This is a genomic window from Microbacterium karelineae (assembly GCF_009745985.1).
GTDB classification, from domain to species: Bacteria; Actinomycetota; Actinomycetes; order Actinomycetales; family Microbacteriaceae; genus Microbacterium; species Microbacterium karelineae.
The window spans coordinates 141,999-156,790 of record NZ_WFIX01000191.1 but is presented as its reverse complement, the minus strand read 5'-3'; the positions used below and the strand labels follow the sequence as shown (position 1 = coordinate 156,790).

14 protein-coding genes are annotated in these 14,792 nt (G+C 71.4%); 6 read left to right on the top strand and 8 right to left on the bottom strand.

What is annotated here, in order from left to right:
- The first annotated feature begins 12 nt into the window (after nucleotides 1-12).
- Nucleotides 13-1,572 (top strand): signal recognition particle protein, encoded by a 1,560-nt coding sequence (gene ffh / locus GB932_RS17190; RefSeq protein ID WP_156761926.1) that lies wholly within the window; start codon nucleotides 13-15, stop codon nucleotides 1,570-1,572.
- Between the two features lie 62 nt (nucleotides 1,573-1,634).
- Here the strand turns inward: ffh and glpK are convergent, their stop codons facing one another.
- The 3 genes from glpK to GB932_RS17175 all read right to left on the bottom strand — a co-directional run bounded on the left by glpK (nucleotide 1,635) and on the right by GB932_RS17175 (nucleotide 5,730).
- Entirely contained in the window at nucleotides 1,635-3,149 is a 1,515-nt protein-coding gene (gene glpK / locus GB932_RS17185; RefSeq protein ID WP_156761925.1) for a glycerol kinase GlpK, read from the bottom strand.
- A gap of 41 nt (nucleotides 3,150-3,190) precedes the next feature.
- Nucleotides 3,191-3,946: an MIP/aquaporin family protein gene (locus GB932_RS17180; protein WP_156761924.1), complete on the bottom strand. Its 756-nt coding sequence runs from the start codon at nucleotides 3,944-3,946 to the stop codon at nucleotides 3,191-3,193.
- Nucleotides 3,947-4,035: 89 nt separating this feature from the next.
- Nucleotides 4,036-5,730, bottom strand: a complete 1,695-nt coding sequence (locus GB932_RS17175) for a glycerol-3-phosphate dehydrogenase/oxidase (protein ID WP_156761923.1) — start codon at nucleotides 5,728-5,730, stop codon at nucleotides 4,036-4,038.
- Nucleotides 5,731-5,902: 172 nt separating this feature from the next.
- Between GB932_RS17175 and GB932_RS17170 the strand changes: the two genes are divergently transcribed.
- Nucleotides 5,903-6,805, top strand: coding sequence for a sugar-binding transcriptional regulator (locus GB932_RS17170; RefSeq protein WP_156762257.1), 903 nt, complete (start codon nucleotides 5,903-5,905; stop codon nucleotides 6,803-6,805).
- Here the strand turns inward: GB932_RS17170 and GB932_RS17165 are convergent, their stop codons facing one another.
- From GB932_RS17165 to GB932_RS17145, 5 genes are read right to left on the bottom strand one after another with little or no spacing between them, the layout of a single operon-like run.
- Nucleotides 6,806-7,732: a siderophore-interacting protein gene (locus GB932_RS17165; RefSeq protein WP_197517544.1), complete on the bottom strand. Its 927-nt coding sequence runs from the start codon at nucleotides 7,730-7,732 to the stop codon at nucleotides 6,806-6,808.
- On the bottom strand, nucleotides 7,729-8,568 hold the full coding sequence (locus GB932_RS17160) for an ABC transporter ATP-binding protein (protein WP_156761922.1): 840 nt from the start codon (nucleotides 8,566-8,568) through the stop codon (nucleotides 7,729-7,731). The genes GB932_RS17165 and GB932_RS17160 overlap by 4 nt, the downstream gene beginning before the upstream one ends.
- Nucleotides 8,565-9,635 carry a FecCD family ABC transporter permease gene (locus GB932_RS17155; RefSeq protein ID WP_156761921.1) on the bottom strand — a complete coding sequence of 357 codons (1,071 nt, stop codon included), beginning with the start codon at nucleotides 9,633-9,635 and terminating at the stop codon, nucleotides 8,565-8,567. Before GB932_RS17155 ends, GB932_RS17160 begins: the two co-directional genes overlap by 4 nt.
- On the bottom strand, nucleotides 9,635-10,687 hold the full coding sequence (locus GB932_RS17150) for a FecCD family ABC transporter permease (RefSeq protein WP_197517543.1): 1,053 nt from the start codon (nucleotides 10,685-10,687) through the stop codon (nucleotides 9,635-9,637). Before GB932_RS17150 ends, GB932_RS17155 begins: the two co-directional genes overlap by 1 nt.
- Complete coding sequence (locus tag GB932_RS17145) at nucleotides 10,684-11,703, bottom strand: iron-siderophore ABC transporter substrate-binding protein (RefSeq protein ID WP_156761920.1); 1,020 nt, start codon at nucleotides 11,701-11,703, stop codon at nucleotides 10,684-10,686. Before GB932_RS17145 ends, GB932_RS17150 begins: the two co-directional genes overlap by 4 nt.
- A gap of 268 nt (nucleotides 11,704-11,971) precedes the next feature.
- Between GB932_RS17145 and rpsP the strand changes: the two genes are divergently transcribed.
- The 4 genes from rpsP to lnt are packed head-to-tail and all read left to right on the top strand — an operon-like array spanning nucleotide 11,972 to nucleotide 14,787.
- Nucleotides 11,972-12,382: a 30S ribosomal protein S16 gene (rpsP, locus tag GB932_RS17140; protein WP_156761919.1), complete on the top strand. Its 411-nt coding sequence runs from the start codon at nucleotides 11,972-11,974 to the stop codon at nucleotides 12,380-12,382.
- Nucleotides 12,383-12,390: 8 nt separating this feature from the next.
- Nucleotides 12,391-12,621: a KH domain-containing protein gene (locus GB932_RS17135; protein WP_156761918.1), complete on the top strand. Its 231-nt coding sequence runs from the start codon at nucleotides 12,391-12,393 to the stop codon at nucleotides 12,619-12,621.
- A complete protein-coding gene (gene rimM / locus GB932_RS17130; RefSeq protein ID WP_156761917.1) occupies nucleotides 12,621-13,181 on the top strand; it encodes a ribosome maturation factor RimM in 561 nt (186 codons plus the stop codon). The genes GB932_RS17135 and rimM overlap by 1 nt, the downstream gene beginning before the upstream one ends.
- 7 nt (nucleotides 13,182-13,188) lie before the next feature.
- Complete coding sequence (gene lnt / locus GB932_RS17125) at nucleotides 13,189-14,787, top strand: apolipoprotein N-acyltransferase (protein WP_156761916.1); 1,599 nt, start codon at nucleotides 13,189-13,191, stop codon at nucleotides 14,785-14,787.
- Nucleotides 14,788-14,792: the final 5 nt, after the last annotated feature.

The window sequence follows — 14,792 nt, the reverse complement described above, 5'->3', positions numbered from 1 at the left end:
ATCGGCAGAATCATGGCTACTTTCGGCACGCTCTCCGACCGGCTCACCGAGACCTTCAGGAATCTCCGCACGAAGGGACGGCTGTCGGCGGCCGACGTCGACGGCACGGTGCGCGAGATCCGCCGCGCCCTCCTCGACGCGGACGTCGCCCTCGAGGTCGTCAAGGACTTCACCTCGCACGTGCGCGAGCGCGCCCTGGGCGACGAGGTCAACAAGGCGCTGAACCCCGCGCAGCAGGTCGTGCAGATCGTCAACGAGGAGCTCGTGCGCATCCTCGGCGGCGAGCAGCGCAAGCTCGTCTTCGCGAAGACGCCGCCGACGGTGATCATGCTCGCGGGCCTGCAGGGTTCGGGCAAGACGACGTTCGCGGGCAAGCTCGCGAAGAAGCTGCAGAAGGAGGGGCACACGCCGCTCCTCGTGGCGGCCGACCTCCAGCGCCCGAACGCCGTGAACCAGCTGCAGGTCGTCGCCGAGCAGGCGGGCGCGGCGATCTACGCGCCGGAGCCCGGCAACGGCGTCGGCGATCCCGTGTCGGTGTCGAAGGCGGGCGTCGAGCTCGCGAAGCAGCGCCAGCACGACACCGTCATCATCGACACGGCGGGCCGCCTCGGCGTCGACGAGGAGCTCATGAAGCAGGCCTCGAAGATCCGCCGCGCGACGGATCCCGACGAGGTGCTGTTCGTCATCGACTCGATGATCGGTCAGGATTCGGTCAACACCGCAAAGGCCTTCCTCGAGGGCGTCGACTTCACGGGCGTCGTGCTCTCGAAGCTCGACGGCGACGCACGCGGCGGCGCGGCCCTGTCGGTCGCGTCCGTGACGGGACGCCCCATCATCTTCGCCTCGACGGGTGAGGACCTCGACGCGCTCGAGGACTTCCACCCCGACCGCATGGCGAGCCGGATCCTCGACCTCGGCGACGTCCTCACCCTCATCGAGCAGGCCCAGCAGGCCTTCGACGAGGAGGAGGCGAAGAAGGTCGCCGAGAAGCTCGCGAACGAGGCCTTCACCCTCGACGACTTCCTCGAGCAGATGCAGCAGCTCAAGAAGATGGGCTCGATGAAGAAGATGCTCGGCATGCTTCCCGGCATGGGCGGGCAGATGAAGCAGCAGCTGCAGGACTTCGACGAGAGCGAGATCGGCCGCACCGAGGCGATCATCCGCGGCATGACGCCCGCGGAGCGCCACAACACGAAGATCCTCAACGGCTCGCGCCGCGCCCGCATCGCGCGCGGGTCCGGTGTCACCGTCACCGACGTGAACCAGCTCGTGAACCGCTTCGAGCAGGCGGCAAAGATGATGAAGAAGGTCGCGCGCGGCGAGAACACGGGGATCCCGGGTATGGGGGCCATGCCGGGCGCGAAGCCGGGCGCATCGTCGAAGCGCGCGAAGAAGGGCAAGAAGCAGGGGTACCAGGGCGGCCGCTCCGGCAACCCCGCCAAGCGCGCGTCGCAGGGCGACGAGGTGGCGCAGGAGCAGAAGGCGGGGTCGGGCTTCGGCCTCGGGGCGGGTGCTCCGCAGCCGAGCGAGACCGACCTGGCCGAGATCCAGAAGCTGTTCGGCAAGGGCTGAGCCCGAGACGGCGAGAGGGCCGGGAACCATTCGGTTCCCGGCCCTCTCGCCGTGTGATGCGGTCAGTTCACGTCGTCGTCGACCCAGTCCATCGACTTCGTGATCGCCTTGCGCCACAGCCGCAGGGTGCGGTCGACCTCCTCCTGCGGCATCTGGGGCTCCCAGCGGGAGTCCTCCTGCCAGTTCGCGGAGAGCTCGCCGAGGTCCTTCCAGAACCCGACGGCGAGGCCGGCCGCGTACGCGGCGCCGAGGGCGGTCGTCTCGGCGACGACCGGCCGCACGACCGGCACGCCGAGCACGTCGGCCTGGAACTGCATGAGCGTGTCGTTGGCGATCATGCCGCCGTCGACGCGCAGCTCCGTGAGGTCGACGCCCGCGTCCGCGTTGACGGCGTCGAGCACGTCGCGCGTCTGGAACGCGACGGCCTCCAGCGCGGCGCGCGCGATGTGCCCCTTGTTGACGTAGCGCGTCAGGCCGACGATCGCGCCGCGCGCGTCGGGGCGCCAGTACGGCGCGAAGAGGCCGGAGAACGCGGGCACCACGTAGACGCCGCCGTTGTCCTCGACGCCCTTCGCGAGCACCTCGACCTCGGGAGCCTCGCTGATGATCCCCAGCTGGTCGCGCAGCCACTGGATGAGCGAGCCCGTCACGGCGATGGAACCCTCGAGCGCGTACCGCACGGGCTGGTCGCCGAGCTTGTAGCCGACGGTCGTCAGCAGGCCGTTCTTCGAGAGGATCTTCTCCTCGCCCGTCTGGAAGATGAGGAAGTTGCCCGTGCCGTAGGTGTTCTTGCTCTCGCCCGCCTCGAACGCGGCCTGGCCGAAGGTGGCGGCCTGCTGGTCGCCGAGGATGCCCGCGATCGGCGTCTCGCGCAGCAGCGACGTGTCCTCCGCGTAGCCGTAGACCTCGGACGAGGAGCGGATCTCCGGCATCATCGAGCGGGGCACGCCGAACTCGGCGAGGATGTCGTCGCGCCACTCGAGGGTCTCGAGGTCCATGAAGAGCGTGCGCGAGGCGTTCGTCACATCGGTGACGTGCGCGCCGCCGTCGACGCCGCCCGTGAGGTTCCAGAGGACCCACGTGTCGGTCGTGCCGAACATGAGGTCGCCCGCCTCGGCCTTCTCCCGCGCGCCGTCGACGTTCTCGAGGATCCAGGCGATCTTCGTGCCCGAGAAGTACGTCGCGAGGGGGAGGCCGACGATGCTCTTGAACCGGTCGGATCCCTCGTCGCCCGCGAGACGGTCGACGATCGCCTGGGTGCGGGTGTCCTGCCACACGATCGCGTTGTAGACGGGCTGGCCGGTCGTGCGGTCCCACACGACGGCCGTCTCGCGCTGGTTCGTGATGCCGATGCCGGCGATCTGGTGGCGCGTGAGGTCGGCGCGGCTGAGCGCCAGGCCGATGACCTCCTGCACGTTGCGCCAGATCTCGGCCGGATCGTGCTCGACCCAGCCCGGGCGCGGGAGGATCTGCTCGTGCTCCTTCTGTCCGACCGAGACGATCGATCCCTCGTGGTCGAAGATGATCGCGCGCGACGAGGTCGTGCCCTGGTCGATGGCGAGAATGTAGTCGCCCATGGATGCTTCTCCTTTGAATGCGTTGCAGTGGTGAGGGTCGTTCAGGCTGCGAGTCCGAGCAGCGCGGGGGCGGCGAGCGCGGCGAGCGCTCCGCCGGCGAGGGGGCCGACGACCGGCACCCACGAGTATGCCCAGTCGCTCGAGCCCTTGCCCCGGATCGGGAGGATCGCGTGCGCGATGCGCGGGCCGAGGTCGCGGGCGGGGTTGATCGCGTAGCCGGTCGGGCCGCCGAGCGAGGCGCCGATGCCGACGACGAGGAGCGCGACCGGGAGGGCTGCCAGCGGGCCGAGGCCCCCGGGGACGCCGACCGTGATGTCTCCGTAGTCGGCGAACGCGAAGATCACGAACACGAGTGCGAAGGTGCCGATGATCTCGGTGACGAGGTTCCAGCCGTAGGAGCGGATCGCCGGTCCCGTCGAGAAGACGCCGAGCTTCGCGGCCGGGTCCTCCTCCTCGTCGAAGTGCTTCTTGTATGCGAGATAGCACAGAACGGCGCCGAGGATGCCGCCGAGCAGCTCGGCCGAGGTGGCGATGAGGAACATCGGGAAGGTGATCGAGCCCGCGATGAGGAGGCCGAATCCGACCGCGGGGTTGATGATCGCGCCCGAGTATGCGGACGCGAGCACGCCGACGAACACGGCGAGGCCCCAGCCCCAGTTGATCATGAGGAAGCCACCGGCGAAGCCCTTGTTCTTGGCGAGGACGGCGTTGGCGACGACGCCGCAGCCGAACAGCAGCAGGAAGGTCGTGCCGACGAGCTCCGACAGGAAGTAGAGCCCGTAGTTCAGTTCTTGCATGTCTTCGTTGACCTTTCTTCGCCGGCGACCATCGCCGGTGATGAGCGGAGGGGCGCGGCGGAATCGTCCGTCGCCGCGCCCCGGGGACGTCAGGAGGCGAGGGCGACGCCGTGGCGGTCGCCGAGCTCCTGTCGCATCTGGGCCGCCTCGTCGTGGCGGCGGTCGGCATCCCAGTCGAGGAGATCGGCGAGGGCGTCGGCCAGCTCGTCGATCACCTGGGCGGAGGCGTGTCCCGTGAAGGCGAGGCTCGTGCGGCGGAGGATCACGTCGCGCAGGTGCACGACGTGCTCCTGCTCGACCATCCAGGCGAGCTCCCGCGTCGAGAGCGCTCCGTCCGCAAGCGGCGCATCGTGGTCCTGCTCGATGTGCGCCCACACCTCGGCGGCGCGCGTGCCGTAGCGGGCGAGGAGGACCTCGGCGCGGTCGCCGGCTCCGGCCAGGTGCGCGCGGATCCAGGCGCGACGCTCGGCGTCGCTCGTGGGGAAGCCGCGCCCGCCGCCGATGGGGCGGTCGGCCGTCGACGCCGTGCGGCCGCGGCCGAGGATCTCGAGGACCTTCGTCGAGAGCGACTCCCCGAGGGCGCGGAACGTCGTCCACTTGCCGCCGACGAGGCTCACGATCGGAGTCGACTGCGAGCGGTCGACCTCGACGCGGTAGTCGCGCGACACGAACCCGGGGGCGGTGTCCTCGTGGCGCGGCAGGGGACGGATCCCCGCGAAGCGGTAGACGATCTGCTCGCGGTCGGTGTCGATCGTCGGGAACACGTGGTGGATGAGGTCGAAGAAGTAGTCGACCTCCTCCTCGGTGCACAGGGCGGGCTTCGACGGGTCGGCGTCGATGTCGGTCGTGCCGACGAGAACGCGGTCCTTCAGGGGGTAGATGAGCACGATGCGGCCGTCGGAGTGCTCGAAGAAGATCTCGCGGCCACGGGTCGCGGCGAGCAGCTCGGGGTTGTCGAGCACGATGTGCGAGCCCTTCGTGCCGCCCATGAAGCGCGTGCCCTGGCCGAGCTGTGCGTTCGTGAGGTCGGTCCACGGACCCGACGCGTTGACGACGACGTCGGCGGCGACGTCGAACTCCTCACCCGTCTCGAGGTCGCGCAGGGTGACCCCGTCCGCCGTGCGGCCGACGGCCTCGACGTAGTTGAGTGCGCGGGCGCTGTCGTTCGCGGCGAGCCCGTCGAGCAGCACGTCGAGGGCGAGGCGCTCGGGGTCGTGCATCGACGCGTCGAAGTAGGTCGCCGTGTACTTGACGTCGGCGTCGAGCGAGGGCAGCTCGGCGAGCGACTTCTTCCGCCCGAGGAAGCGGTGCCGGGGGACGGACCCGCCGTCGCGCGAGAACGTGTCGTAGAGCGTCAGGCCGATCTTGATGAGGGCGGCGCCGCGCTCCTGTGGCTTGCCGGAGCGGTGCGTGAGGAAGCGCAGCGGCGCGGAGAGGATGCCGGAGAAGGTCGAGTAGATCGGGATCGTCGTCTCGAGCGGCTTGACGAAGTGCGGTGCGAGGCGCAGCAGGCGGTTGCGCTCCTGCACCGACTCCTTCACGAGCCGGAACTCGCCGTTCTCGAGATAGCGGACGCCGCCGTGGATCATGTGGCTCGACGCCGAGGACGCGCCGCCCGCGAAGTCGCCGCGCTCGACGAGGACGACGTCGACGCCCTGCAGCGCGAGGTCGCGGAAGGTCGAGATCCCGTTGACGCCGCCGCCGATGACGAGCACGCTCGTGCGACCGGCATCGCGAACGGAGCGTACGGCGTTGCGCATGGGGAGGGGGGAGTTCTCAGACATCGTCGGCCTCGTTTCTCTCAGGTGATCTCACCTTGACCCAGCGATCACAGACGCACAAACTGGATGCACATATGTGCAGATCGGCCAGGCCGCAGCGCCGCCGGAAGGGGTCGGGACCGTGTCGGAGAGCGACAAGCTGTCGCAGGCGTTCACCGCCGCGCAGCTCTACTACATGCAGGACAAGACCATGGCGGCGATCGCGACCGAGCTGCGCACATCACGATCGTCGGTGTCACGGCTGCTGACTTTCGCGCGCGATCGCGGCATCGTCGACATCCGTCTGCAGCCGCCGCACGCGCACGGCGACGAGCTGGAGCGCCTCATCGACGGCCGCTTCGGCGTCGCGGCGCACGTCGTCCCCGTGCCCGAGAACGTGAGCGAGGCCGACCGCCTCGACCGCGTGTCGCTGACGGCGGCGCGCCTGGTCGCCCAGTTCGTCGAGTCGAACATGGTCGTGGGGCTCGCCTGGGGATCGACGCTCAGCGCGGTGAGCCGGAACCTGCCGCAGAAGGACACGCACAACACGCTGTTCGTGCAGCTCAACGGCGCGGGCAACACCCAGACGACAGGCGTGGAGTACTCGAGCGAGATCCTGCTGCGGTTCGGCGACGCGTTCGGCGCGGTGGTGCAGCAGTTCCCCGTGCCGGCCTTCTTCGACGAGCCGGCCACGCGCGACGCGATGTGGCGCGAGCGCATGACCCGGCGCGTGCTCGGCCTGCAGGCGCGCATGGACGTGGCGCTGTTCAGCGTCGGATCGCCCGCCGCCGATGTGCCGAGCCACGTGTACGTCGGGGGCTACCTCGACGAGGCGGACTACGCGAGCCTCGCCGAGGATCACGCGGTCGGCGACGTCGCGACCGTCTTCTTCCGTGCCGACGGATCCTGGCGCGATGTGCGGCTCAACGCGCGCGCGACCGGTCCGTCGCTGGACCGGCTGCGCCGCGTGCCGCGGCGGGTCTGCGTCGCCGCGGGACAGCACAAGCTCCGGGCGCTGCGGGGCGCCCTCGCCGCCGGCCTCGTCACCGATGTCGTGCTCGACGAGTCGCTCGCCTCCGCCCTCGTCGAGCGCCTCTGATCAGCTGCCCTCGGCCCGACCCAGCCGCCAGTAGCCCATGAACGCGACAGCGCGGCGGTCGACGCCCACATCGCGGACGAGGTGGCGGCGCAGCGCCTTCACGGCGCTCGCCTCGCCCGCGATCCAGGCGTACATCGGCGCGCTCTTGAGCGCGGCGCCGCCCTTCGCGGTGCGCGGCACCTCCCAGAGGACATCGCGATCGACGTCCACCTCCTCGACGTCGGCGCCGCGCCCGTCAGGGCACAGCACGCCCGCGTGGGCCTCGACGACGCGCGTGAGGTGGTCATGGCGTTCGGAGGTCTCGCGCCCCGCGGCGTAGACGCGGAACCCCGGATGCGGCGGGAGGTATGCCGCATCGCGCTCGTGCGGCACCTCGAGCACGACGATGCCCGTCGCCTCGCGGGGCAGCTGCTCGAGGATCACGGCGATCGCGGGCGCGGCCGTCTCGTCGCCCACGAGCAGCAGCTGGTCGGTCTGGGCGGGCGGCACGAAGTCGACGCCCAGAGGCACGCCCTCGGCGTGCACCGTCGGGGCGAGCACGAGGACCTCGTCGCCGATGCCGGCGCGCTCGATCCACGCCGAGGCCGGACCCTGCACGTCGTGCGCCACCATGTCGATGTCGATCTCGCGCGCCTCGGGGCGCACGGCGCGCGTCGTGTACGTGCGGAACGGCGGGCGCTCTCCCTCGGGAAGCGCGCGCCACTCGGCGTACCAGTCGTCGCCGGCGGGCATGTCCTCGAGCGCGAGGCGGTCCGTGGGGAAGACCACCTTGATCCGCTGATCGAAGCCGGGGTCGCCGTACTCGTCGAGATCGTCTGCCGCGAAGGTGAACCGGCGGAAGCTGGGCGTCAGGTCCTGGATCCCGGTCACCCTGACCCGGAAGAACCGCATCGGGCGGGTGTCGGTCGCGGTGGCGGTGGCGCTCATGCGGAGGCTCCTGTCGTCGGGGCGTGCGGGATCGCGGCCGGCGCGTGGTGCCGGCCGTGGGGGAGGATCAGAGGGGTCCCCGAGACGGGGTCGGGGATCACGGTGCTGTCGAGACCGAAGACATCGCGCATGAGCTCGGCGGAGACGACCTCGCTCGGCGGACCGCTCGCGACGAGCGCGCCGTCGCGGAGCGCGAACAGGTGATCGGCGTAGCGCGCCGCGAGGTTGATGTCGTGCAGCACCATGGCGATCGTCGTGCCGCGGTCGCGGTTGAGGTCCGCGACGAGGTCGAGCACCTCGATCTGGTGCGCGAGGTCGAGATAGGTCGTCGGCTCGTCGAGCAGCAGCACCTCGGTCTCCTGCGCGAGCGCCATCGCGATCCAGACGCGCTGGCGCTGCCCGCCGGAGAGCTCGTCGACGGCGCGATCCGCCAGCTCGGCGGTCCCCGTCGCCGCGAGCGCCGCAGCGACGGCGCGCTCGTCGTCGGCGGTCCACGATCGGAACAGCTTCTGATGCGGGTGGCGCCCGCGCCCCACGAGGTCGGCGACCGCGATCCCCTCGGGCGCGACCGAGGTCTGCGGCAGCAGCCCGAGCGTGCGGGCGAGCCGTTTCGTCGGGGTGCGGTCGATGCGCTCCCCGTCGAGCAGGACGGCGCCGGCGGCGGGGGAGAGCAGGCGCGCGAAGGTCTTGAGGAGCGTCGACTTGCCGCATGCGTTCGCGCCGACGATGACGCTGATCCGTCCCGGTGGCAGCGCGAGGTCGACGTCGGCGACGACGGTGCGCTGGCCGTATCCGGCCGACAGGCCGCGCGCCTCGAGCGAGTGGTCCACGGTCACGAGGAACCTCCTTTTCGGCTCGTGCGGACGAGCAGGAAGATCAGGTACGGGGCGCCGAGGATCCCCGTGATGACGCCGACGGGGAAGCGCGTGCCGAAGGCGAACTGGCCGAGCAGGTCGGCGGCGAGCACCAGGCACGCACCGACGAGCGCCGACGGGATCACGAGCGACGAGCCCGCGCCCACGATGCGGTGGGCGATCGGCCCGGCGAGGAAGGCGACGAAGGCGATCGGTCCGGTCGTCGCCGTGGCGAAGCACGCGAGCGCGACGGCCGACACGATCAGCAGCAGGCGCGCGCGGTCGACGCGCACTCCGAGCGCCGTCGCGGACGCGTCGCCGAGCTCCAGCGCGCCGAGGCTGCGCGAGAGCACGAGGACGACGGGGACGAGGACGACGACCGCGAGGGCGAGCGGCGGCAGGCTCTCCATCCGGGAGCCGTTCAGGCTCCCCGTGAGCCACCGCATCGCGACGGCGACATCCCACTCGGCCGCGCGTTGGATGAGGTAGGCGACGACGGATTCGAGCATGGCGCCGATCCCGATGCCGATCAGGATGAGCCGTCCCCCCGTCGATTCGCCGCCGCGCGCGGCGGCGTAGATGGCCGCGGCCGTCGCGACGCCGACGACGAGCGCGAGCAGCGTCGTGACGCCGACGTTCAGGTGCAGGACGACGAGGGCGAGCACGGCGGCCGCGCTCGCGCCCGATGTGATGCCGATGACGTCGGGGCTCGCGAGCGGATTGCGCAGCATCGTCTGGAACGTCGAGCCCGCGATCCCGAACGCGATGCCGGCGAGCGCCCCCGTCAGCACTCGGGGGATCCGCAGGGTGCCGACCGTGAACGAGGCGCCGGGCACATCGCGCCCGGCGATCACGGCCACGACGTCGCCGATCGGGTAGATCGTCTGGCCGAGGACGAGCATGGCGGTCGCGAGCGCGACGAGCAGGACCGCCAGGATCGCGATGCCGATCCCGCGGCGCCGGGCGCGCCGACGCCGACCGGCCCGGATGTCGGACCGGATGTCGGGCACGCGGGCGGCGAGGGCGCCGGCGGCGGCGAGAGCGGTCATCAGAGCGCCTTCATCCGTGTGCGGCGCGCGATCATCACGAGCACGGGGGCGCCGAGGAAGGCGGTCACGATGCCGGCCTCGACCTCTCCAGGCGACCCGATCACGCGGCCGACCGTGTCGGCGAGGGTGAGGAGGACGGCGCCGCCGACGGCGGAGAGCGGCAGGAGCCAGCGCTGGTCCGGCCCCGAGGCGAGGCGCACGACGTGCGGGATCATCAGGCCGACGAAGGCGATCGGGCCGGCGACGGCGGTGACCGCGGCGCAGAGCACGACGCCCGCGAGCGCGGCGAGCGCGCGCGTGCGGCCGACGCGCACGCCGAGGCCCACGGCGACGTCGTCGCCGAGCGCGAGCGCGTTGAGGGCCGGGGCGAGAGCGAAGGCGGCGAGCGCGGCGACGGCGATCAGGGGCGCGACGATGGCCATGGACTCCCACGTCGCGCCCCCGACGCCGCCGACCTGCCAGAACCGGAACTCGGTCATGGCCTGCGCGCGGGGGAGGAGCACGGCGCTCACGAGAGAGGAGAGGGCGGCGGTCGTCGCCGCACCCGCGAGAGCGAGCTTGATGGGCGTGGCGCCCCCGGCGCCGACCGACCCCACGAGGTAGACGAACACGGCCGCGAGGGCGCTCCCGACGAGCGCGAGGACGAGGAACTCCGAGGTCGTGGTCATGCCGAACAGCGCCATGCCGCACACGACGAAGAGCGCGGCGCCCGAGTTGACGCCGAGGATCCCGGGGTCGGCGATCGGGTTGCGCGTGATCGCCTGCATGACGCCGCCCGAGAGGGCGAGCGCCGCGCCGGCGACGATCGCGAGCACGGTGCGGGGGATCCGCTCCTGCACCGAGATCGCGCCGATCTCTCCCGCGACCTCGCCGCGCGTCCACGAGGTGAGGCCGTCGATGATCTCGTCGGCACCGACGAACCGGGATCCGAACGCGAGCGACGCGGCGACGGCGAGGGTGAGGGCGGCGGTGCCGATCGCGATGAGCAGAACTCGGCGCGGCGCCCCCGCGCGAGTCGCGGGGGCGCCGATGGGAGCGGTCGCCGCGGTCACTCTGCCTTCGCGGCGGCGGCGTCCAGCAGACCGACGTACTCGTCGAGGGCCCACGGGATGGACAGGGCGGTGGGGCTGACCGCGCCGCTGAGCGGGCTGCCGGCGCCGACCGTCACGATGGCGCCGTTCTCGACGGCGGGGACGGTGCTCCACAGCGGGTCGGCCTGGAGCGCCTCGACGAGGCTCTCGTCGCCGTACGAGACGATGACGTCGACGTCCGCGAGCTGGTCGGCGTTCTCGGCGGCGATGTCCGCGTAGAAGCTGCCGCCCTCGGCCGCGTCGATCGCGGCCTGCGGGATCGCGAATCCGAGGTCGTTGAGGAACGCCGAGCGGGAGTCGCCCTCCGCGTAGATCGACCCCGTCGAGAGGTCGGACGGGAGGAACGAGAAGAACGCGGCGGTCTTGCCGTCGATCGCGCCCGCATCGGCCGTCGCGTCGGCGATCTGCTGCTCGATGTCGGCGACGAGGTCATCGGCCTCGTCGGCGAGGCCGAGCGCGGTGCCGTCGACGCGGATCGTGTCGCGCCACGGCGTGTACCACGGGATGTCGGGGTGCGCCACGACCGGGGCGATCTCGCTCAGCGTCGCATAGTCCTCCTCGCTGAGTCCGGACTGCGCCGCGATGATGAGGTCGGGGGCCGTGTCGGCGATGGCCTCGAAGTCGACGCCGTCGGTCGTGTCGAAGATCACGGGCTCGTCGGCGCCGAGCTCGGCGTATGCGTCCGTCGACCACTCGTAGATCCCGAGACCGTCCGAGCCGTCCATCGACCAGGTCTGGTCGTCGACGCCCACCGGCGCGACCCCGAGCGCGAGCGCGGCGTCGTGGTTGCCCCAGCCGATCGCGGCGACGCGCTCGACGCCCGCCGGGATCTCCGTCGTACCGAGTGCGTGCTCGATCGTGATGGCCTCGCCGGCGTCGGTGTCGGAGCCGGCATCGCCTTCTCCTGTGGCGCAGGACGAGAGGGTCAGAGCGGTCGCGGCGGCGGCCGCGAGGAGGAGAGCGCGCTGGGCGTGCACGGGGTCTCGATTCTTTCGGGGACGGGTCCAAGTAGGTAAGGCTCACCTAATAGTACGGGATGCGCGGGTGCGGTGACGTCGCGGGTGCCCGACACGGGCCGCGGGACCGTTCGCGAACCCCGTCGACATCTGGCAGAATGGGACGTTGGAACGCGTGCTCGACCCTCTATCCAGCACGGCGGTCCACCATTCAGAGCTTCCGCCGGCGTGCATCACCCCACGCGCAGGGCGACCGGTTCGTTCACTCTTTCCAAACCACAGGAGAATCGTGGCTGTCAAGATCCGTCTCAAGCGCCTGGGCAAGATCCGTGCGCCCTACTACCGCATCGTCGTCGCCGACTCGCGCACCAAGCGCGATGGTCGCGTGATCGAGGAGATCGGCAAGTACCACCCCACCGAGGAGCCCTCGTTCATCGAGGTCGACTCGGAGCGTGCGCAGCACTGGCTTTCCGTGGGCGCGCAGCCCACGGACCAGGTGCGCGCGATCCTCAAGATCACGGGCGACTGGGGCACCTTCACGGGCGACAAGGATGCGAAGAGCACCCTCAAGGTCGCCGACGAGAAGAAGGCCTACGAGGCCGACTCCGCGAAGAAGTCGGTCGTGAAGCCCGCGGCCCCGAAGAAGTCCGAGGAGCCGGCCGCGGAGGCCGCCGCCTCCGACGCCGACCAGGCCGAGTAATCCCGATCGTGCTGGCCGCCGCACTCGAACACATCGTCACGGGCATCGTCGACGCAGAAGACGAGGTCCGCATCACCTCGACCTCGTCCTCGCGCGGTGACGTGCTGGAAGTGCACGTCGCCGCGGAGGACCGCGGCCGCGTGATCGGGCGCGGCGGCCGCACGGCGAAGGCCCTGCGCACGCTCGTCTCGGCGCTGGCCGACGGGCGGCGCGTGCGCGTCGACGTGGCCGACGACTGATGGCCGCGCCGGCGTCGCCGAAGAACCAGCTCCGCGTCGGCCGCGTCCTCAAGGCGCACGGCCTCAAGGGCGCGTTGAAGCTCGAGCTGTACACCGACGATCCCGACGGCCGGTTCACGCCGGGGGCATCGTTCACTCTGCAGGTGCCCGAGCACTCGAAGTGGCATCGCAAGACCATCACGGTTCGCGAGTTCCGGTGGATGAACGCGAGCCCCGTGGTGTTCTTCGAGGGTGTGGACGACCGCGATGAAGCCGAGTCGCTCGTGCGCGCGATCCTCTGGGTCGACCAGGACGACGCCGACGTCGTCGGCGAGCCCGACGCCTGGTACGACCATCAGCTCATCGGCCTCGAGGCCGTCCGCGACGGAGCCGTCATCGGGCGGATCGCGCGCGTCGACCACCTTCCGGCGCAGGACCTGCTGATCGTGCGGGTCGGCGAGGACGAGGTCATGGTGCCGTTCGTGCAGGCGATCGTCCCCGAGGTCGATCTGGCGAACGGGCGCATCGTGCTCACGCCGCCGGCGGGGCTCTTCGAGGAGCTCGCCGACGACGAGCAGTAGGGCGATCATGTCGTCCCCGCAGCGATCAGCCGACGCGCCCGCGCGCGCACTCCTGCCCCTGTGGGCGGCGGTGATCGCGGCCGCGGTCGGCGGCTTCGCCCTCGTCGCGGCCTTCCCCGCACCGGGCATCTGGCCGCTTTCCTTCGCGGCCGTCGTGCTGTCGCTGCTGTCGCTCATCGGGCGGCGCGCGGGCGGTGCGCTGCTCGTCGGGGCCGTGTTCGCGGCGTGCTTCTACCTGCCGCACATCGACTGGGCGGCGAGCTTCCTCGGCGACCACCCTCTCCGGTGGGTGCCCTGGGTCGCGCTGGCGGGCGTCGAGACGATCTTCTCGGCGCTCGGCGCGATCGTCATCGCGCTCGCCTACCGCTGGGTGCGCGCGCTCGTCGTCCGCCCGATCGCGCGCCTCGTCACCACGGCCCTCCTCGTCGCGGGGGTCTGGACCTCGCGCGAGCTCGTGATGGGATCCTGGCCCTACGGCGGGTTCCCGTGGGGCCGCATCGGGATGAGCCTCGCCGAGAGCCCCTTCGCGCCCCTCGCCTCCTGGGTCGGCCCCTCCGGGATGACCTTCCTCGTCGTGCTCGTCGCGGCGCTCGCGATCGAGGCCGGTCGCCGGTTCGCCTCCGCGCGAGGCGAGGGCCCGCGCGCATGGCGTCCGGTGCTGGCCCCCGCCGCGCTCCTCGTCGCGCTCGCGGTGGTCCCGCAGTTCCCCACGAGTGCCGTGGGGTCGCTGCGGGTCGCGGCGGTGCAGGGCGACGGGCCGGCCGCCTACCTCGACGACCGCGAGCGCTATGACGTGCTCGAGGCGCAGCTCGCGGCCTCCGCGCCCGTCGTCGACGACGAGGTGGACCTCGTGCTGTGGCCCGAGGGCGGCGTCGACGCGGATCCGCTCGCCGACGCGAACGCGGCGGTCGCGCTCGATCGCGCCGCCCGCGCATACGGCGCGCCGATCCTCATGAACGCGGCCGTCGCCGACGGAGACCTCGTCTACAACACGTCGATGCTGTGGACGGACGCCGGCGCAGATCAGTCGCACGCGAAGCGGTTCCCCGTGCCGTTCGGCGAGTACGTCCCGCAGCGCGAGCTGTACGCGCGCATCGTCCCCGACCTCATCGCGATGATCCAGCGCGAGTACGAGCCGGGCGACGACTCGCCGACGGTCGACGTCGACGGGGCGACGGTCGGGCTCGCGATCTGCTTCGACGTGCTCTTCGACCAGCTCGTCGCGGAGGGGATCGCAGACGGCGCGCAGGTGCTGATGTTCCAGACGAACAATGCGGACTTCCGGGGGACGGACGAGAACCTCCAGCAGCTCGCATTCGCGCGCATGCGCGCGATCGAGACGGGACGCGCCGTCGTGAACGTCTCGACGGTCGGCACCAGCCAGGTCATCGGGCCAGACGGCACGACGCTCGAGCAGATCCCCGCCGACGAGCCGGGCGCGATCATCGCGGACGTCGAGCTCCGCGACGGCACGACACCGGCCGTCGCGGCGGGCGAGGCGATCCGGTCGCTCCTGCTGTGGCTCCCCCTCGTCGCGGTCGCGGCGCTCGGCGCCGCCGTCGATCGAATGCGCCGACTGCGAGCGGACCAGGCCGCGCGGCGCTAGTCTGG